The sequence below is a fragment of the Bdellovibrio sp. SBM16 genome (genome assembly GCF_056175625.1).
Genome location: NZ_JBJKJG010000005.1, coordinates 25,296 through 44,647 on the forward strand (window position 1 = coordinate 25,296; position 19,352 = coordinate 44,647).

The following is a 19,352-nucleotide window of genomic DNA, read 5'->3' on the forward strand; positions in this document are numbered from 1 at the left end:
ACGATCAGAAAACTTTGCAGTTGATGCAACAAAAAAGGGGATTATGTACGGGGATTTTTTTGTCTAACGCATTTGATCACAAACTTCAAAGCCCAGCGGGTAGGCGCTTTCAGGAATTCGTGCCGATCAAGAATGCAGGCTACTTTTGGGGAGTAGCGGTAGTAAAAATAAATAAATTTTCTGCCTAAAAATGATTGTTTTAAGACAGAGTCACGGTAATTGCGTAGGAACATAACATCGCTATGGTTCGGCGACTGATAAGCGGCGGTGGCGATAAAACAGCGCGAAGTTTTTCCTGCCGAAGCTAAAAAGATTTTGACACGTTCAGGCTGGCGCGCCGTTTTTACAAATTCTTGAGCTTGTTTAACAATGTCGTTGTACACCGGGGTTAATGGAGCAAACAGCGCTAGCTGGGTCGCGCATTTGGTTTGTCGCTCTCCATACTGCGAGTTGGTGTCGTATATGCGAACTAAGTCCCAGTAAACGCCGGATAGGATCGACATTTCTGATGTCTTGGCGGATTCTTTAAAAACTTCTGGTGTTAAATTCTGACCTTTTTGAACATCGAAAATTAATTCAAGAATGCGGATGTATTTTTCGTAACTGACGACAGCGTCGCTGTATCTTTTATTTTGCATAGCTCGCTGGCCTTGTTTGACCATAGACAAGCGCATTTGCCACATCTTTTCATTGCGTTCTTGTTTGGCTCTTTCAACCACGGTTAAATTTTGAGGTTTTCCCTGCTTTTCATCAGCCACGCTTCATTATTTTACAATAGACTCATGGGGTCAACATCGACCAGGACTTTCACTTGGGCAGGAATCCATTTTTCGTCAGATAAAATCTGCCGTGCTAATTGATTCAGTTCGACTGCTTTTAAACCTTTTAAGATTAAATGATACCTGTATTGGTTTTTTAATCGAGATAACGGCGAAGCAGCTGGACCTAAGACTTCAATTTGAGAATAAAACTGGGGGTATTTTTCTTTTAACGCTTGGGCGCGTGCCAAAATATATTTAGCGGTTGTCTGTGATTTATCCTGCGACATCGACGTGATCCGGAAAGACAGCATTTTTTGAAACGGCGGGTATTTCAACGGCGAACGGTTTAATAATTCGTGTTCAGCAAAACCGATATAATCATGTGACTTGGCAAATTGTAATGATTCATGTTCGGTGTTGTACGCCTGAATCACAACTGCTCCAGGGGATTCGTCACCACTGACATGGCGGCCGGCGCGACCCGACATCTGGGTGATCAACTGAAAGCTTTTTTCACTCGATCTGAAGTCCGGTAAATTAAAGCCAACATCGGCCAATAGAAGGCCGACCAGCTTTAATTTAGGAAAATCCAAACCCTTAGCAATCATCTGCGTGCCGATCAAGATATCGATTTCGCCTTTTTCCATGTTGTCGATCAGCTCTTCCATTTCAACACGGTTGGTGATCTCATCACGGTCGGCGCGGGCTATTTTTTTATCCGGAAATAAATTTTTTAAATCTTCTTCAACGCGCTCGGTACCTAAGCCTAACGGCGTTAATTCACCCTCGGAGCAATCTGGACATTTCACTTCAAAGTTCTGGTGATAGTCGCAGTAGTGGCACACCAGATGGTGACGGGCGTGTAAAGTTAAACTGATATCGCAGTTCGGGCAGTCGGCAGTGTAGCCGCAGCTTTGGCAAAACACCACCTGGGCCATTCCCCGACGGTTTAATAACAGCGCCACCTGTTCGTCGTTAGCGAGAGAAATCGTCATTCTGTTCAGTAACTCGGTAGATAACCAAAACGGGGTGGTGCTTTTGCGTTCCGGATTATCTTTTTCTAAACGCATATCAGTGATTGTTACATCCGGTAGCGGCCGATCGGCTACACGCGATACCAGCGTATGCAGCTGGTATTTTTTTTCTGTAGCATTCTTCCAGGATTCTAAACTTGGTGTAGCAGAGCCCAGAATCACCGCGCAGTTGTTGTGTTTCGCAAGCATAATAGCGCAGTCGCGGCCATTGTATTTTAATTTTTCGTCTTGTTTGAAGCTGGTTTCGTGCTCTTCGTCGACCACGATTAAGCCGATATTATCAACGGGGCAGAATAGCGCTGACCGTGCGCCGATTAAAATATTTTTTTCACCCTGAATGATTTCCCACCACTGATTGGTGCGTTCACGGTCGGTTAACTGTGAATGCAGCACTGCCACCTGATCACCGAAGCGTTCAACGAAGCGGTTTACAAGCTGCGGTGTCAATGAAATTTCAGGCAGCAAAAACAAACCTTTTTGTTTTTTGTCTAAACATTGTTCAAACAGACGCAGGTAAATTTCGGTTTTACCAGAACCGGTGACCCCGTGAATTAAGTGGGTTTTAAAACCTGTATTTAGAGAGATGCTCTCAACACAGTTTTTTTGCTCGGGTGTCAGCTCCGGCTTGGCTTTCGGTGCAAGAACAGGAATAACCGGCGGGCGTTTTGAAGCGCGGGCTTTGGTTTGTCTTCCAAGTGGCGGAAAAGCCAGATTGATCACTTGCCCGATGGGATGAATATAATATTCGGCCACCCATTCAAGCCAGGTAAGATACGGATCTTTTAATTTGACCCAGTCTTCGTCAATTGAAACGACAGCTTTTAGTTTTACTTCTTTACCGAATTCTTTATTGAGTTCTTCTTGCGTGGAGGTATGCGCGGCCAGAACATAGCCTTTAACGTTCCGTTTTCCTAAAGTGACATTTACGACGTCGCCGCGTGAAACTTGAAAATCGGGGTTTTGCAGGTAGGTCAGAGGTTCAAGTAAAGGCGCATCGACTGCGACCTTAACTATATTCATCTAAACCTCTTATAGAAGTCTTCAACCACCTGAGCAATGCTGCTTGATTCGTTAAAGGCAAGCTCAGTCGGAGCTTCAAAGTTCTGTGGATAAAACTGTTGAATAGTTACAGCGTTTTTTACAGAAAAGTTTTTAACCTTTACAGTAGCGGTAACGCCGGCCCATTTGATGACCTGCGTTTTGGCGATCCAGAAATCATCGCTCACTTTAACGTAATCTGATAGACTGATTTCAGTGCCAGACGGCATTCTGATTTTGCGGATTAAGAATTCGTCCTGATCAATCCAGATTTGCGGGCTTTTGTCTTCGCCCTGCGAAGGTCTTCCGATGGCAATACTGACCCGCCCATCAGCACGTGATAATCTGGTTTTTTCGCTGATGCCCAGCTCGCGAAGATACTGCATAAACGAATCACTCGAACGGATAAACAATAAACGTTGGTAAAAATCATTACCAACGGCCGTTTGTGTTTTGGTTTTTCCCAAAACCTGCGTTTTTTGTTTTGAATTAAATAGTGAATTTACTTTGATGTTTTCTTTGTACGGTTCAAGTCCGAAAGCTGAAACCTTTAAGTTACGATCACCTTCAATAAGCCAGTTTTCCTGGGTTTTCAGTGAATCTTTACCGGCTTTGAAGGTGATTTCCTGGTCGATTGAAATCGGACTGCGGCCTGTTTTTGCAACTGTCTTTTTTACCACGAAATCCAGCGGCAGAACGAAAGTCCAGCCCGTTGAAGGAATAATGAAAGAAAATGCTAAAATTGTAGTGACCAAAGTCAGGCGTAGAGCTGATTTCATACGAAAAATATATCATAATGAGACAGGAAGTTTAGTCCAAAAGATAACTAACAATTCGTGTTAGGTTATCTGGTATAATGGTGAAGAGATGAAGCAGACTCACGTCTTACAAAATTTGTTGTTAATCATCCCATTTTTGGTGTTTTCGTGTACACCAAAAGGTGAGGGTATTTTAAACAATCAAAGTACTATTTCACAGACAGTGGATAATGTGACTAAACAGGCGCCATTTGCTTACGATATCGCCGCTGATACCATTTCATATAATTCCTGCGTGAACTATGTTGCAGAAGGTGCAGTTGCCACCAACTTTCCAAGTTTAACTATCGGTGTAAACGAAGGTTTTGTAACGAATAACGGTAACGGTGCCGTTAAGGGCGGTTTAAAATTAAGAACTGCTTTTCTACAGCATATCGGGCGTTTTGTTAAGCCGCAGGCGCCTTCAACAACTATTACGCCTGATCAGGTTAAATACACATTACAAAATTCGACGGCAAACGCTGGTGCCTTTTTACAATTTTCAATCAGAAAAAAAACTGACCTATCTGTGAATATTGATTTGATCTCGCCGGGTGCCAATAATGATCCGAACACCAAAATCCCGATACCGGGCCGTGATGTGTATTTGTTTTTGAAGGATTTAACTTCGGGCTATGTTGGCACAACCTTAACTAAAGAAGTTAAGTTCACCAACACAGGCACGGTGCTTTCAGAAGGACCGCGCATTTACAACTTATCGGATACAGCAGATCCAACCCCGATACAGGGTACATTCGGGGTAAACCAGACAGCCGATGCCACGCTGGTACAAGAAAATGATTCTAACAACTCGAATCCTGAAATCAAATTCGGAGTGGGTGAATACTATTCTGATTTTGTCCGTAAAAAATTTAATTCGACCGGGGCAGATCGAATCTTGCTAACAGCCGTGTTCGGCGGTAAAGAGTTAGACTCAACCAGCGGTGAGCCTCCGACAGCCGAAACGGTCAGTCAGATCCGCCGTCAGACTTCAGATCTGTCAAAAGCATTTGGTCGCGGTTATACTTTGAAATTCGAATCAAAGAACAAAAATGTTGCCGGCTGGATGAACAATGTGATGTCCGGAACTGCGGTGACAGAAATTGATTTGTCTACCGGCACGACCGTGCAAGGTGTGCAATGGTCTTGTGAAAACTTTGTGATCGTTTTACCTGCACACTGGAACAACAAAGCTCTTAACGAACCTACCTGCAGCCCGTTAATCGCAACCGATATGACCGAAGCCCGTCAGTTGGCAGTCAAAAAAATCCGTCGCCAGCATTCGGCCCAGGATTGGAATATCGGCTTATTTATTCCGAAAGATACCGCTCTGGGCGTGACTGTGGCCGACCGCATTGCTAACCGCGCTAACTATCAGATTTGTGTATCCCCGGTTAATTCAAGTTGTTATTTGCCGACGACCAATATCTTCTCGCCAGCCAATGCAGGTGCCAATGCCGGAATTCAGTATGACACCAGTAAAGAGTGTTATTTAACTGCATACAATTTAATGGGTGTCACTTACACAACGGCTTCTTCTGCAGACGAGAAACGACTGTTGGGACGTTGTGCAAACTATTTAAGTGTGTGCACGCGCACGTCGACAAATTTCTAACCAGAACTTCTTGGTTTTTCAAAAAATTGTGTTTAGTCTTATGCACATGAAGTATTTATTCATTTTATTTTTTTCGTGCGCTACTTACGCGCAATCTTTTGAAAATTTAGGCTCGGTGGCCTCATCTCTGGGCGGCGCCGGCGTCGGTGCTATCAATCCGGTTGATGGTGCCTTTAATAACCCGGCAACATTTGCGCTTTTTGATCAGCGCGCAGCCGACTTAAGTTTTGCCAAAGGTGCATTTCGTATTTCGCTGGCCGATAACGGTGCGGATGCATTGTTTCCGGCGATGTTAGGCTACAGCCAAAGTGATATCGATGATGTAAAAATTAAGGCGTTCTATTTAGGGTTAGCTTACGCTTTAAGCCCCAAGCTTTCGTTTGGTGCGAATTTTGGTTTTCAGGAGACACAGCTACCGGCCGACGACGATAAATTCAGACAAAATTTAGTTGATGTGGGTGTGGTGTACCGCCCGAACGCTTGGTTTTCGGTGGGTGCGGCTGTTAAAAACCAACCCCTTAACGATACTGATCTGCCGAACAGCGTAGATGACCGACCGACCCAGGCTGTGGGTTTTGAGGCTAAATACGACGAGCTGGTGAATGTTCGCGGCGAGTATGAAACCGGTAAAAACGCCAATTCTGACCAACGGGCGATTGTGAAAGGCGGCCTTGAAATCCTGATGAATGAATGGATTCAGTTACGTTTGGGCTACCAAAACAACAATATTATCTCTCAGAACTATTTTACGGCAGGTTTAGGCTTTGGCGGCCCTCAATTTGGGCTACATTATGCCTATATAAAAGAGTCTGAATTTGAAAAAGAAACCCATCACTCAATTGACTTAGCAGTTCCGTTTTGATAATCCTAGTTCTCTAAATTTGCTTATTTAATTAACAAGGTGGGATGACATGGCTTCAAAAACTAAAAAACTTGAGTTTATTCGTGAACGTAAAAAGTCGACTTCTGGCAAAAAAAGAAAAGCCACTATTCGCACTAAAGGTTCGACTAAATCTAAAAAAGAATTATTCGGCGACTAGTTTTTAAGGTCTTTTGACCTTAAATTTAAAAGCCTAAAATAAATAAAAAAGCCGAATTTTTCATTCGGCTTTTTTATTTTTAAATTCTGATTTAATTTTCTAACGAAGAGCAGCTCTGCGGCGTAACGTGGCTGGCATCTGCTGCACATCACCTTTTAACGTCCATACTTGCGGAATTTCAACCCAGCCTTGTTGGCCTGGATAAAAGCGCCATTTTCTTAAAGCAGCTAAAGTTTTTCCATCCAAATTTTTATAACCGGTTGAAGACAATAAGCGAAAGTTCGTTAAGCCACCTTCTTTAGTTACATAGGCCTGGAAAATCACGCGGCCTTGTTGGCGGTTTAAGCGTTCTTCGATTGAATAACTAGGTTTTGGATTGCCCGGCATCTGGCGAAGCTGATCGATCGAACGCACACCATTCGGTGCACCGGCAGCAGCAACCGAAGCTTCGTTAGCGCCCGAAGAACCACGGCCAATACCGGCATCGCCGGTACCGCGGCCACGTGATAAGGCAGCCATGGCCTCAGCTTTTTCACGAGCGGCGCGCTCTGCTAAGGCTGCATTTTCAGCGGCCCGCATTCTTGCAACTGCGGCTGCGTTCTTTGTACGTGTGGCCATTAAATCATCGTTCATCGCACGCGAATCAGCGGCAATTTTATCTTCTAAGGCTTTAAGGGATTGATCCTGCTGATCGCCGATTTCGCGGGCCTGATCGTCCATTCGGGATCTCTCAGCACGAATCGCGGCCTCATTGGCGAGATCGATATTTTTAAATTCATTTTCTAATTCATCGTCGCCGAATTTACCGACTTGTGCGGCTTCAACGCCGTCGAAATCCAGTTTCGGTGCCGGTATATCTTCCAGGGTTTCAGGTACACCGGAGCGTGAAGGGGCATAGGTCGCCGTCTTGGCTGCACCGCCGGAAGTAGCGGTTTTAACGGTTGCCATTTTTGCTTTTGAAACGCGCGACGTTTTTACCGGGCCTTTAACGACAACATCGTCTTTGGCATCCAGTGGTGCTGCGGGTGCCGGTGCGAAGCTGGTTTTTCCGCCGCGGGTTGGTTTAACTTTTTCACCTTTGGCAACTTCTGGCTGGATCGGCCTTACCGGCATTGGCGGTAGTTCCTGTACAGCTTCGAACTCGACAAGAATCGGTTCTGATTTTAGCTTTTCCATAACCGGTACAGTTACAAATAGAGCAGCAATGGCTAAGGCTGCGTGGATAACCACAGACATACCGAAATATTTCGAAGAATCGCGGTTGCGATAATTCACTGATTCTTCAAAATAATAATCGTAAAGCCCTGATGACATAATACACCCCAATAGAAAAATTCAATCTGAGATGTTTCAAGTCCCGCGCCAGCCCTAATGCAATGGGTTTGGCTTCATCCGAAACTTTGGGAACATTTTACAAGGTTGTTTCACCTTTTGTCAGTCTAAGCGGTTTCGCTGTTATCGACTAGGCCTTCAGGCATGATCTGTTTACGCAAGCAATCCGCCAGGTATTGGTGATCGGGGTGCCCTATAATTTCCATCGCCTCGTTGAGCGGGCGTGGATCCGGGTTTAATAATTTAATTTTCTTTACATCTAAGATTCTTTTTAACGTGTACTCTAGTTCGGCTTTTGAATGCTGGCCCTGGGCTACAGCACTCATAATGGATTCGATCGCTACCGGAGGCGAAGTCGGCTCGTTACAGTAAAGCAATAATTCTGCACCGGCCTGTAATGCGCGAACCGGGATAAATCCGGTGTCGTAGTGTTTAGCCATTGCTTTCATATCCAGATCATCAGTGATGATTAAACCTTTGTATTTTAATTCATCACGCAGCATTTTTTTTAAGAAAAATTCTGACAACGTTGCCGGCCAGTCTTTATCAATCGATTTATATAAGATGTGTGCGGTCATGACCATATCAACACGGCTGCGCAGCGCTTTTTTAAACGGGACCAATTCTACTTGATGTAAACGTTTAAGGTCGGCTTCTTCGATCGGTAATTCTTCGTGCGAATCGATGATGGTGTGGCCGTGGCCGGGAAAGTGTTTTGCACAGGACAAAATGCCGGATTTAATGTAGCCGCGCACCAATGCTGACGCCATTTTTTCGACCTGATGCGGGTCGGTGCTGACAGCACGATCACCGATTACGGTATTTTGCGGATTAGTGTAAACATCTACACACGGGGCGAAATCTAAATTAATTCCAACGGCCATCATTTCTAAACCCATGCGGTGGGCGAAGTGAAACGCCACTGTCGGAGCATCTAAGTCACCGACCGTTTTAAGCGGTGGCCACTGGGTAAATGGGGCCTTTAAGCGGTGAACTCTTCCGCCTTCCATGTCGATACCGATAAACAGCGGCGCTTTAGAAACCGTTTTGTGGCGTAACGACTGAATTTCGGCGCACAGCTCACGAATCTGTTCCGGCGTCGAAAGATTACGAGCAAATAACACCACACCGGAAATATTATTTTCTACGATGAAGCTTTTTTCAGATTCGGTCAGTGAGTGTCCAGATACACCGATCAGCATATGCTGACCGATAAGTTCGTTTAGTTTCATTGTCTATGCCTTATGTGAAATGCCTAGTTGTTTAGAACGTTAGTTTTACCTTTAGGTATGTTACCAAATACTTTTTCTAATGTGCCAGCAGAAACCTTAACTCCTTGCACAGCTTCTTCAGAATTTTTCATTAACTCGGTTTCAATACCGGTTGCCGGAGTGAACGCTGAAATATTCTGCCCTTGGTTAGTGATATAGTTTTCGTATTCCATGCCGGCGAATGAATTATTGGCTTTTAAAAGTTGTAAGATGCCGCGCGAAACCATTTTTTTCTCGATGCTTGAAGTGCCTTTGGTCACATCGGCAAGCTCTTCAGCGACTGCGGTAAATTCAAATTTGGTTCCGGTTTTTAAACCGTCTTTGCTGTTTAACATCATGTAGTAAAGTGAACTTGATAAAAATGTGCCTTTCGGGATTTTTTTCGTAACTTTTGATTTTTCGCCGTTTTCCATCACGATGCCCGTCATGTTGTCGCCTTTAAAAGTCATATCGATGGTTTTGCTTTTACCGCCATCGGTGGCCAAGTACGAATAACTGATTGGTTTAAAATCAGTTGTTGAAATCGCAGTCAATGACTCGGTCATATTAAAACCGTTTTTACCTAAGCGCAGGAAAGAAGTGGTTTTAAATTCTTTGGTTTTGCCATCAATTTCGTTACGTAAGATAAAAAAACCGATATGTTTTTTAAACTGACTTACTTTGTAATAACCTTCGAATAAGACTTCGGCTTGGGCGATATTTAAAAATGCGATCTGGATAATGGCAGCAAACAATAAGCGGCTAAACATAACTTAACGAACCTTTCGTGAAAAAACGTCTTTCTAATTTAATTGATTGTCTCATTATTGACATCATCACACCATTACTTGCACGACGATTTTATGACCTTGGTCTGGACTGGACGCTTAAGCTAAAAACAGATACCCTGTATAGATCATGATGCAAGCAGAGCAAACACAGAAAAAGCGCTTCGTCCTAACGTTGCGAAACCAAAAAGGCCAAGTCGGCATTTTTGTGGCGTTGATTTTTCAGGTGATCTTTGTTTTTTTTGCGATGCTTGTTAATGTCGGATTAGTAGTGCACCACAAAATTAACCTTCAGCAATCGACGGATCTGGCCGCGTACTATGGCGCTATGAAGCAGGCTGAAATTATGAATGTGATGGCGCATGTGAACTATCAGATTCGCCAGGCATGGAAGTTGATGGCTTGGCGTTACCGAGTTCTGGGAACATTTGGTATTGAAAATGACAACAAGAGCGGCACCACTCCCGTGATTTTTCCAATGCACTGGCCGGCGGTCGGCGGCGTGAAAAAGCCGGTGTATCAGGGCGCGTCGTATGACTTTGCCTGCCCTGCGAGTGCCGGGGCAGATGTGGCCGGGTTAACAATTTCGGATATTCCGTTTATGTGTATGGGCCACAACGGATTCGGTGACTGGATTTCAGCTGCTACTGGTGATGAGACATTTTGTAAAGTGAATTGCCAAGGTATGCAGTCAATGGAGCCGTTTAAAATCGACGCTGTCCCGTCAGTAGGCACCTCGACGATCTACGGAAACTCGATGGGTCAGTCGATTAACACCGCGATCGGCTTGGCCAATAAAACAGTTTTTAATGTCTGTAATAAGCTTGCTCCGATCACCACCCAGATGCTGGCGCTTTACTATGGTAACTACATTAAAGACACCACGAATCGAAAAAACTTTATCTGGATGTTAACGAAAAACCTAGGTCTGTCTGAAGATAAGATGTTGGATCTTGAAGGTAACCTGGTTTTAGATGGTGTTAGAAAAACCTTACAAAATAATTTAACCGAAGCCAATTTAGCTTCGATGAATGCCAACTCGATAACAGCATTTAACGGGGTTAAAAACTTTAACAGCGGCGGCAACAGTTTTGCTGAAGGTATGATGAAAGAGATTACCTTTAAGCGGCTGATGTTTTTTATGATTGCCTGTGAAACGGCTGCTGAAGATGCACAAAAGATCATTAAACTTAAGTCACTCTATCAAGATGATACGAAGGTCGATAGTATTATCAAAAGCCAGATGTTAACGTTACCGGGAATGGACGGGGCAACGGTGCAGGCCATTACCGACTTACTGGAAATGAATGGCCTCGATAATGTGAACACCATAGGCTATGAAAAAAATCCGTGGGTGCAGGTATATTACGGAGTTAAGGCAAGTGCAGAACCAAAAATTCCATTTTTACCTTTAGCCAAAGTAAAACTGCATGCAATTTCTTTTGCTAAACCATTTGGCGGTACGATCGGTCCACGCTATTTTAAAACCTGGAACCCTGGCGAAACCGATAGTTCTGGGCGCACGGACTGGATTAATCGCACTGATATAAATTTACCGCGCCGAAATACCAATGCTCTGCCGTCAGGCTCAGCACTAAAACTGGCTCGTGAGTATTTCTTTAACTACTCAACTCATTTAGGAGATGAAGAGTCGCACGGTAACGCTGCAGCTGATAATAAAGGTGGATTAGGCAACACCAATATCGTTGCTTTTTATCATAACCTGTTGGCCAACAAATACGGCTTAAACTCTAAGACTTCGGCTTCGTCGGCCAATAAATCACAAGAGCCCGAGATGGGTACGTACACCAAGCCTAAGAACTGGCCACGCTATGCGGAGTGGTATCACTTGGCTGCAAATGTCGGTGATCCAAATTATGACCCCTTGGCTGTAGACCGCACAACATCGACCGCCAAAAATTCTTATATGCGCGATATCGAAATTTCGGTGGTATCACCGAATCAATTTGATGTGACTTATTATTCAATCGAGCCGGATTTCTGGCGTAATTATGTGCGCGAAAAATTAACGCCGACTGTGATCGCAAAAATTGCATCCAATGCCAGCTTCAACGGCCCGGTGCCGATTATACCTCTGGATTTTGGCCACAAGGGGGCAACACCCATTGACGGGATTCCGACCCATTTTAATGTGCGCAATCAAATGCAGGTTACTCACGATTTATTTAAAAAAGCACAAAGTGAGATTCTGGCGATGGCAACGGGCGTAGGCTCTGCGGGTATCGAAAGACTGCGCTTTGCGCTGGATGTGCTAGCGACGAAACAGTCATCTTTGTTAACCGGTTGGACTTTTTTGAATCTGACGACTACCAATAATCCGGATCAAAACGGTTTTACGATGTTCCCGGCGCCGGGCATGGGTGGACCGCACAGTATGTTGTTTGGCACTTGCGATGACAAAAAAAATCCGTGGAGTGACAGCTTTGGTGCACCGTACGATGGTGATGATAACAAACCACCGGCGCAGGGCAATTGTGTGACTGGCGGACGCACGGGGTATTCAGTAAAACTGGTTTCGGGCGATTTACTGCGCTCTGGAATCTCGTTTCCGAACCTTGGTGGCTCCGGGGTGGATGGTCCGATTATAAATCCGGTTCCGGATGAATTTTTCAATTTCTAAAAAGCATTTTTTTTAATTTCTCAAAATAATACGTTCAGTTCCAACTGGCTGTTGGTCAGGATTTTTCATTTAACAAATTTAAGTTTCTGGACTTTTGGACCGATATGAAGACCAGTCAGGGGGAACTGTGACTAAAAATCATATCTTTATTAAAAGTGTCGCACTGGGTGCATTACTTCTCTTATCACCGCTAGCTCATGCTAGTGTCGACCAGGTATTGGTGACGTACTTCAATAAAGTGCTCTACAAAGACCAGTCGCCGAAATGTTCTGTAGATGATGCGACCAAGACACGCTTTCTCGCTGAACTTGAGCCCAAGTGTTTAATCAGAAGCACTTCAAATGGTGAACCGTTTATCAGTGGCGTTAAATCCGAATGCGGTGAAATCTTCGTTAAAGCCACTGTTGATACTAAAGTTCAATCCCTGTGTGCCAACACAGCGGCCGTGCAACAAGAAAAATTTATAGCCCAGCAACAGGCCGCCGCTGCAAAACAACAGGCTGCTGTGGCTTCTGGTCAGAGTGGCGGAGATGCCAAAAAACCGTCGTTATCTAGTATGGTTAAGGAAGGCCGTGATTTGTACAAGAAGATCGACAAGGTTTATGACAACCGCGAGAAATACGAAGAAAAAGCTTCAAAAGTCTGGAACAAAATTACCGGTAAAGAAGATGATAAAAATGACGGTAAAATTGCAGAAATTCCTAAGATTGGATCGACGAATATTCATGGTAATAATGTGGCGCCAGCAACAAACGCAGCTATTGATGCCGCCAATGTAAAAATCGCAGAGTACAATAAAAAAATTGAAGATAGCCAACAACAACTTGATATGATGAAAGATAATCGTAATCAAGTTTGCGGTAATTCTCTATATGATCAATCAAAGTGTGCAAGCTACGATAAAGGCATTGCCAACAAAGAACAAGAACTTACAACGTTGAAAGAGCAACAACTCGAAGCTCAGAAAGAGCAAGTAGCTCTGACAACCAAAGAAGCTGAAGCTAAATTAAAAGATGCACCGGACAGTATGCGTGATACAGCTAATCAACAAGTCTTAGGCGAAGGTGCACAGGCAGCAGCAGCAAAACCAGATGCCGTTACTGGCAAGGCGGATCAAGCTGCTGAAACCGCTGCAAAAGCTGGTGATGCTAAGGCAGAAACTGCTGCGGCACAACCTAAAGCCGATGCAGCCGTAGCACCCGTCAACTGTGCTGTTGAATTGCAAGCCTTAGAGAGCGCATACAAAAGTTATTCGTTGAAAAAAACGATCTGTGTAAAAGCTGCGAATACGGCAGAAAACTTTTGCGATAAAGCGAGAAGTCCGGGCCTGATGCAAGTGCAACAGTACATGGTCATCGGTAGTGCAGTACTTTCAAAAGTTACAGCGGCCTCTGAAGCCTGCGGTACGACGTCGACACTTAGTAAAGTGGCTCAGGCCGGTGTATTGGCTGCGCAATTAACGTGTTCAACAGTGAAATTAACCTGTGATAAAGGCTGTGCTGCCGCTGAAAAAGCGTTAACCGCATTAGAAACTGCAAATAATACTTTTAAAACATGCTCTGAAAAAGTAAAAGCCTCGGCTGTACTTAAAAATACGACTGCTACCACTACAAACAATCCACAATTAAATGTTGAGGCCAACAATGAGATGCAGCACTCGAATTCAGTGGTTAAAGCAGCATTAGATTACGATGCCATCATCGCCGACGAAAAAAAGCCTGCAACAGTTACAGATAAAATGGGTGAAGACGGTAAACCATCAGGTAAAGAAGTCGCCGGTGGTTCAGAGCGCATGAATGCAACGGCACGTTGTGGAATTAAAGCTAAAGCTGACGTGATGATGATGGGTGCGACCGCACTTGGCTTATTATCTGCGCATTTAGATGCACAAAAATGTAAAGAGCAGCTAGAGGCCGGTTCCGGTAACGGCGGTAAAAATTCAACGTCGGCCATGGCGGGCGCGCAACTTACAACCGCCGAGTACTGTAGCCAACCAAGTAATGCGAGCAGCGTAATGTGTAAATGTACGGCGAATCCAACGGCTGATGGCTGTATAGGTTCAGCTGCAGGCTCAGGTTTAGCTTTAGGAAAAGTAAATACTAACGGCACACTTTCAGGTTTTGCCGGCCCAGGTAAAGGTAATGGTAACACATTAGCAGATGCGGCCAAAAAAGCCGGTGATAATTCTGAAGAACCGGCTCCAGGTGCGGGTTTAAGTGAAGCTGCACGTGAAGCTCTAGGTTTAGATTCAGCTGGTTCTGTCGCTGCTGCTGCCGGCGGCGGTGGCGGTTCAGGTGAATCGGCACCGGAAGCTAAAGCAGGTGCTGATAAAGATGATAAAGCAAAACCAAGATTCAGTCTGATGTCGAGCATCGGTTCAATGTTCAGCGGCGGCAGTAAGCCATCGCAAGCCGCTAAAGCTGCGATCCGTGGATATGAACAGGAGCAGGCGATCAAACGTAAAGTGGCGTCTGAGCAAATCCGTTCACAAATTACGACGGCATCGGGTAAATCAAATTTTGATAAAATTAAAAGCCGCTATCAATCAAATGTTAGCAGCTTCGAGCAATAATAAGGTATCGGGGGATACATGAAACGAAATTCTAGCTTAGCAAAAATACTTTTAGCGGCCGTTTTCTTTCAAACGAATATTGCAGTAGCTGAAAATTACGGTAAACAGACAAATTCTGAAGTCAATGCGGCAGCCGAATTACAACCACTAGTCTGTCAAAAAGTACCATCACCGTATTGGAATCCGGCAATGAGCGAAACAGCGCCATTGGTTGATGACCCTAAGTGTGTGGCGGAAAATAACCGCCGTGCAAGAGTCCGCGCGAGTGCGGCAGCCGTACAACAACAAACAGCCCGTTCAAGTACTGGTGACGGTACCGAACTAGTAGCACCAAAAGCTCCGGCATTTAATTGCGGCAGCATGGATGTGCATTCGACGGAATACTATTCTTGTAAGAGCACTTATGATGCGGCTAACAAGCAATATCAAAAAGACTTAGCAGTTTATAATCAGGCTCAAAATGCTGCTGGCGATAAGCAAAAAGCTGATGAATTAAAAGCGATGGAAGATCAGAAAAGTAAATCAGCAGCCGAAACTTTAGAAGAGATTAAACAAAAGAACGACAAAGGTAAAAAGAGCTTTGATATCACGGCGGCGATTACTATGGGTTTAGGCGTTGCGGCGACGGTTAAAGGCACGGCCTGTGCGTCGTCTTGCCCGACTGGTTGTTGTAGCGCTGCGCCTGCATTTTTTATTACAGCGGCAGCCATGTTTTTATTAAATTCGAAATCAAAAAAACAATCAGCACAGCACGCGGCCTCTTCGGCCAATGCCTGTAAGTCGTTAAACCAGTTATCGTCAACGCAGACAAGCTGTGATTCGAGCTCTGCACCAGGCTCGACTACAACTATTTCGTATGACCCGGTAACCGGTAAATGTTTACCAGAAGGTTCTGAAGCTTGCGCGGCAAATCCGTCTATAGGCGTGGCAGCACCTAACGTAAAAGACGCTTTAACGAAGAGTGGTTTTGCTTCAGGTAAATCGATCAACGATCCATTTACGCTTCTGGACGATGGCAGTATTAAACTTAAAAACGGCAAAGTTTATAAAGAGAGCGATTTTAAAGACGCTAATTCGTTAATGGCATTGGGCATGTCTGCCGGTGCAGCCAATGATCTGTTAAAATCGATGGGTAGTAACGGCGGCGATAGTTTAGCGAAGGTCGGTGCCGCTGATCTGAAATCTAAAGAAAAAGTTTATCGAGAAAACCTAGGTGGTGCATTCGGTGATTCCGGCGGTGGCACAACGGTGGTTGATTCGAGCGGTGGCGTGACATCGGATAAAAAATTTACTGATCCGCTGGAAGCTGCTAAAGGTGACGGAAAAGAATTTTCAGACGACCGCAAGCCTTCGTCTGAAGGTCTAGCTAAAGAGTTTAACGGTGAGCTGATCGGTGTTGCCGGCGATGATATCTTCTTGATGATGAATCGTCGTTATAAACTTAAAAGCGAGCAGGACTCTTTTATCGCTGCGGATATGAAGTAGTCTGATCTGGTCCTTATATAAAATATTTTGTCAAATTTGTTTAAGGTCGCCATAATTAAGGCAGGACGCAGTCCTGCGGAGTATAAAGTGGCGACCTTAAAAGTTTTAGGCATCATGAGCGGCACCAGTTTAGACGGTGTTGATTTTGTAAAAGTTAAAATCTCTAAATCCAAGCTTCATTGTACTTACCAGGGTATGGAATCATTTACCTTTCCGGCGTTGTTAAAGAAAAAGCTATTACGGGCTGCACAGAACGAGATGAATGTGGCCGAACTATCGCTGCTCAATCATGAATTGGGGCGTTTCTATGCGGACTGTTTTAAACAGTTACCGCAAAAATTTAAATCCGTCGATCTGATCGGCTTACACGGGCAGACCGTATTTCATCAGGGAAGAGTCGCCACGGCACAGATCGGTGAGCCGAGTTATCTGGCGCATGTGTCAGGTAAAAAAGTTGTCTCTAATTTTCGCTCAGCTGATATCGCAGCCGGAGGCGAAGGCGCACCCCTGGCGCCATTTTTTCACCAGGTCGTGTTCGGTGATAAAAAACGAACGATCAGTCTGCATAACCTGGGTGGCATCAGCAATTTAAGTTTAATCGTTAAAGGCGAGCTTAAGCTGGGTTTTGATACGGGTCCTGCCAATATGCTGATCGATGAAGAGGTTCGCCGTTCAACGCATTCTTCGCAGTTGTATGATAAAGAAGGAAGACTTGCGGCCCGCGGTAAAGTTAATATTCCGATGCTGGCAGAGATGTTAAACGACCCTTACTTTGCGCAGAAGCCGCCAAAAAGCTGTGGACGTGAACAGTTTGGTAAAGATTTTTATGCCAGGTTTGAAGCCGGCCTTACGCGCATGACTTTAGAAGACCGCGTGGCTACCCTGACCGCGTTTACCGTGCAGTCGATTGCCAAATCATATATTCAGTTTTGTAAACCACAGCCGCATGAAATTATTTTTTGCGGCGGCGGTGCTAAGAATAAATTCTTGATCAAGCGTATCGATGAAGAATTAGAGAGCATTAAAGTAAGTACCGTAGAAGATCACGGCTGGCCCTCACAAAGCATTGAAGGTGCGGCATTTGCCTTACTGGCAGCCTGCTGCATCTGGAAGATTCCGGCAAACTTGCCAAAGGCCACCAACGCCAAGAAAAAAGTCGTCTTAGGCCAGATCACTGAGCTTTGATTGCGGTAAGGCATTTAGCTTAGTGAAGTGTTTTTTATAAACTGGATTTGACTCTTTTTGTGCAGCTATTTCTTTTTTAGCTGCGCTGTAATCCGCGGCATTGCCCAGCTCATACCAATCCATATCAACCGGAAAAATCTGTACCTTGTGGGCTGGAAGTTTGTGGATCAACACATCATAAAAAATATTCAGTTCTTTACCGGCCTCAATCATAGTGAATATTTCAGGCGATAAGATCTGTAAACCGATAAAGTGCCAAGGACGTGCATTAGCAGATGGTGCTTCTTTGCCGATTGCGACGACTTTATCGCTTGAGTGTGATTCGGTCCAGATGCCGCCGAATTTTTTACCCGCTTCGGGGTGATTCATTACGATCAGGGTTGCGAGAGCTTTTTCAGCGAGGTGTTTATCTAAAGCTCGTTTTAAGAACTGTGAATCAGCCGTAAAAAAAACTTCATCAGCATTACCGGCTAACACCGGCAGCTTATTTCCTAACAGCGCTTCTGCCTGTTTTAGACCACCGCCGCTGCCTTTAATAAAATCAGTTTCATCCGAGAACAGAATGCCGTGACGGAGACGGCTGTAGCAGTCATGGATTTTTTCAGGTAAGTGAAAAGTGTTAACCACAAACTTATCCACAGGCATTTCAATGATGTAGGGTAATAAATAATAACCCATCGGAATGCCAAACAACGGAATAACAGGTTTCGGATTCTCAAGTGTCGCCGGGCGTAAGCGGGTGCCAAGACCAGCGGCGAATAAAAGAACATTTACTTTAGAGTCGCTCATAGTTTTTATCAAATGCTCCCGCATCAATCAGCACATCCAGCAACACTTTGTATTCAGGAAACTGCAACAACGACTTCATCACGCGTTTAAGCGTGCCGTTTAAATATTTTAAATAACGTTTATCTTCGCGCATATTCATAAAGCTGGCAAAACTTCCGCAAGCTTTAAAACAGCGCTGCACCGATTGTAATTCGTAAATCACGTTAAACTGCTCTTTGGATAAAGCGCGGTCCTGTAAGAAAGTAGTGTTATCAAAATAGTAATTTAACATTTTAGCCGCGTAATTATCGTTGATATCAACGTACGAATCTTTGATCAGGCTGACTAAGTCATACTGGATCGGGCCTAAGCGGGCATCCTGAAAATCGATCACGTACACCTGATCAAGTTTAATCATTAGATTGCGTGAGTGGTAATCGCGGTGGCAAATAACTTTTGGCTCGTTATGCAACCGTTCGGCAATATCGGTAAATGCTTTTTGTAAGTCAGTGGCTACTTTATCTTTAAGCTGAAACTTTAAAACACCTTCAATCAGATGTTCGCGTGCATAGTTTAGTTCCCATAAGAACTTTGCGGTATCAAACATGATTTCTTTGGCTATTGTCGGTCTATCTGATTTTGTCGCCGTGGTGTGGATCTTGATAATTTCGTCTAAAGATTTTTGATAAAAATCCCACGACAGCTCCTGATTGGCTGACTCCCAGAACTTTCTCTCTAAAGTTAAATCACCTAAGTCTTCTAAAAGAAGCATGCCGACTTCGGCGCCGATTTTCTTAATTTTAGGTACATTTACTCCGCTGGCCTCAAAATGCCGGAGCACACTAATGAACGGGTACTTGTCGGCATCAAATGGCTCCCACGCCATCAGCACGTACGTGTCCTGTTCGTAGATTACGCGATAGTACTTACGGGCTGAAGCATCGCCCGCAAGCTGGTAAACTTTGTAAAGAGAGTTTTTAAAATAGTCCTGTAGAAACTGATCGATTTGTGCGGTCATACCAATATGCTGGCATGAACCGCAGGCG

Annotated in this window: 15 protein-coding genes; 7 read left to right on the forward strand and 8 right to left on the reverse strand. The window is 44.5% G+C overall.

All coding sequences use genetic code 11. From position 1 onward, the window contains the following. Window positions 1–41: 41 nt before the first annotated feature. Genes AC04MM_RS05705 through AC04MM_RS05715 form a run of 3 tightly spaced genes read right to left on the reverse strand, consistent with a single transcriptional unit; the run spans window position 42 to window position 3,612 of the window. Entirely contained in the window at window positions 42–758 is a 717-nt protein-coding gene (locus AC04MM_RS05705; protein WP_475379364.1) for a CFI-box-CTERM domain-containing protein, read from the reverse strand. Between the two features lie 11 nt (window positions 759–769). After that, window positions 770–2,815, reverse strand: a complete 2,046-nt coding sequence (priA, locus tag AC04MM_RS05710; RefSeq protein WP_475379365.1) for a replication restart helicase PriA — start codon at window positions 2,813–2,815, stop codon at window positions 770–772. Continuing rightward, window positions 2,812–3,612, reverse strand: a complete 801-nt coding sequence (locus AC04MM_RS05715) for a hypothetical protein (protein ID WP_475379366.1) — start codon at window positions 3,610–3,612, stop codon at window positions 2,812–2,814. The genes priA and AC04MM_RS05715 overlap by 4 nt, the downstream gene beginning before the upstream one ends. An 88-nt stretch (window positions 3,613–3,700) precedes the next feature. Between AC04MM_RS05715 and AC04MM_RS05720 the strand changes: the two genes are divergently transcribed. From AC04MM_RS05720 to AC04MM_RS05730, 3 genes are read left to right on the forward strand one after another with little or no spacing between them, the layout of a single operon-like run. Next, window positions 3,701–5,245: a hypothetical protein gene (locus AC04MM_RS05720; protein ID WP_475379367.1), complete on the forward strand. Its 1,545-nt coding sequence runs from the start codon at window positions 3,701–3,703 to the stop codon at window positions 5,243–5,245. A gap of 46 nt (window positions 5,246–5,291) precedes the next feature. After that, window positions 5,292–6,107 carry a hypothetical protein gene (locus AC04MM_RS05725; protein ID WP_475379368.1) on the forward strand — a complete coding sequence of 272 codons (816 nt, stop codon included), beginning with the start codon at window positions 5,292–5,294 and terminating at the stop codon, window positions 6,105–6,107. Between the two features lie 49 nt (window positions 6,108–6,156). Further along, on the forward strand, window positions 6,157–6,285 hold the full coding sequence (locus AC04MM_RS05730; RefSeq protein ID WP_475379369.1) for a hypothetical protein: 129 nt from the start codon (window positions 6,157–6,159) through the stop codon (window positions 6,283–6,285). A 99-nt stretch (window positions 6,286–6,384) separates the two neighbouring features. Here AC04MM_RS05730 and AC04MM_RS05735 read toward each other — a convergent pair whose 3' ends face one another. The 3 genes from AC04MM_RS05735 to AC04MM_RS05745 form a co-directional block, all read right to left on the reverse strand. After that, entirely contained in the window at window positions 6,385–7,599 is a 1,215-nt protein-coding gene (locus AC04MM_RS05735; RefSeq protein WP_475379370.1) for an energy transducer TonB, read from the reverse strand. Between the two features lie 125 nt (window positions 7,600–7,724). Continuing rightward, a complete protein-coding gene (gene nagZ, locus AC04MM_RS05740; protein ID WP_475379371.1) occupies window positions 7,725–8,849 on the reverse strand; it encodes a beta-N-acetylhexosaminidase in 1,125 nt (374 codons plus the stop codon). Between the two features lie 23 nt (window positions 8,850–8,872). Then, entirely contained in the window at window positions 8,873–9,637 is a 765-nt protein-coding gene (locus AC04MM_RS05745) for a DUF3108 domain-containing protein (RefSeq protein ID WP_475379372.1), read from the reverse strand. A 148-nt stretch (window positions 9,638–9,785) separates the two neighbouring features. Here AC04MM_RS05745 and AC04MM_RS05750 point away from each other — a divergent pair, with 148 nt between their 5' ends. The 4 genes from AC04MM_RS05750 to AC04MM_RS05765 all read left to right on the forward strand — a co-directional run bounded on the left by AC04MM_RS05750 (window position 9,786) and on the right by AC04MM_RS05765 (window position 17,538). Then, window positions 9,786–12,296, forward strand: a complete 2,511-nt coding sequence (locus AC04MM_RS05750; RefSeq protein WP_475379373.1) for a Tad domain-containing protein — start codon at window positions 9,786–9,788, stop codon at window positions 12,294–12,296. A gap of 127 nt (window positions 12,297–12,423) precedes the next feature. Beyond that, on the forward strand, window positions 12,424–14,868 hold the full coding sequence (locus tag AC04MM_RS05755) for a hypothetical protein (RefSeq protein WP_475379374.1): 2,445 nt from the start codon (window positions 12,424–12,426) through the stop codon (window positions 14,866–14,868). An 18-nt stretch (window positions 14,869–14,886) separates the two neighbouring features. Continuing rightward, window positions 14,887–16,353 (forward strand): hypothetical protein, encoded by a 1,467-nt coding sequence (locus AC04MM_RS05760; protein WP_475379375.1) that lies wholly within the window; start codon window positions 14,887–14,889, stop codon window positions 16,351–16,353. Window positions 16,354–16,440: 87 nt separating this feature from the next. After that, a complete protein-coding gene (locus AC04MM_RS05765) occupies window positions 16,441–17,538 on the forward strand; it encodes an anhydro-N-acetylmuramic acid kinase (RefSeq protein ID WP_475379376.1) in 1,098 nt (365 codons plus the stop codon). Here AC04MM_RS05765 and AC04MM_RS05770 read toward each other — a convergent pair. Together AC04MM_RS05770 and AC04MM_RS05775 are read right to left on the reverse strand one after the other, a co-directional pair. Further along, window positions 17,515–18,327: a nucleotidyltransferase family protein gene (locus AC04MM_RS05770; RefSeq protein WP_475379377.1), complete on the reverse strand. Its 813-nt coding sequence runs from the start codon at window positions 18,325–18,327 to the stop codon at window positions 17,515–17,517. The genes AC04MM_RS05765 and AC04MM_RS05770 overlap by 24 nt on opposite strands. Further along, a complete protein-coding gene (locus AC04MM_RS05775) occupies window positions 18,314–19,324 on the reverse strand; it encodes an aminoglycoside phosphotransferase family protein (RefSeq protein WP_475379378.1) in 1,011 nt (336 codons plus the stop codon). Before AC04MM_RS05775 ends, AC04MM_RS05770 begins: the two co-directional genes overlap by 14 nt. Window positions 19,325–19,352: the final 28 nt, after the last annotated feature.

Coding starts and splice junctions, on each gene's coding strand:
- AC04MM_RS05720 (WP_475379367.1), top strand. CDS start 3,701: ATGAAGCAGACTCACGTCTTACAAAATTTGTTGTTAATCATCCCATTT.
- AC04MM_RS05750 (WP_475379373.1), top strand. CDS start 9,786: ATGATGCAAGCAGAGCAAACACAGAAAAAGCGCTTCGTCCTAACGTTG.
- AC04MM_RS05735 (WP_475379370.1), bottom strand. CDS start 7,599: ATGTCATCAGGGCTTTACGATTATTATTTTGAAGAATCAGTGAATTAT.
- nagZ (WP_475379371.1), bottom strand. CDS start 8,849: ATGAAACTAAACGAACTTATCGGTCAGCATATGCTGATCGGTGTATCT.
- AC04MM_RS05775 (WP_475379378.1), bottom strand. CDS start 19,324: ATGACCGCACAAATCGATCAGTTTCTACAGGACTATTTTAAAAACTCT.
- AC04MM_RS05760 (WP_475379375.1), top strand. CDS start 14,887: ATGAAACGAAATTCTAGCTTAGCAAAAATACTTTTAGCGGCCGTTTTC.
- AC04MM_RS05770 (WP_475379377.1), bottom strand. CDS start 18,327: ATGAGCGACTCTAAAGTAAATGTTCTTTTATTCGCCGCTGGTCTTGGC.
- AC04MM_RS05715 (WP_475379366.1), bottom strand. CDS start 3,612: ATGAAATCAGCTCTACGCCTGACTTTGGTCACTACAATTTTAGCATTT.
- priA (WP_475379365.1), bottom strand. CDS start 2,815: ATGAATATAGTTAAGGTCGCAGTCGATGCGCCTTTACTTGAACCTCTG.
- AC04MM_RS05725 (WP_475379368.1), top strand. CDS start 5,292: ATGAAGTATTTATTCATTTTATTTTTTTCGTGCGCTACTTACGCGCAA.
- AC04MM_RS05745 (WP_475379372.1), bottom strand. CDS start 9,637: ATGTTTAGCCGCTTATTGTTTGCTGCCATTATCCAGATCGCATTTTTA.
- AC04MM_RS05730 (WP_475379369.1), top strand. CDS start 6,157: ATGGCTTCAAAAACTAAAAAACTTGAGTTTATTCGTGAACGTAAAAAG.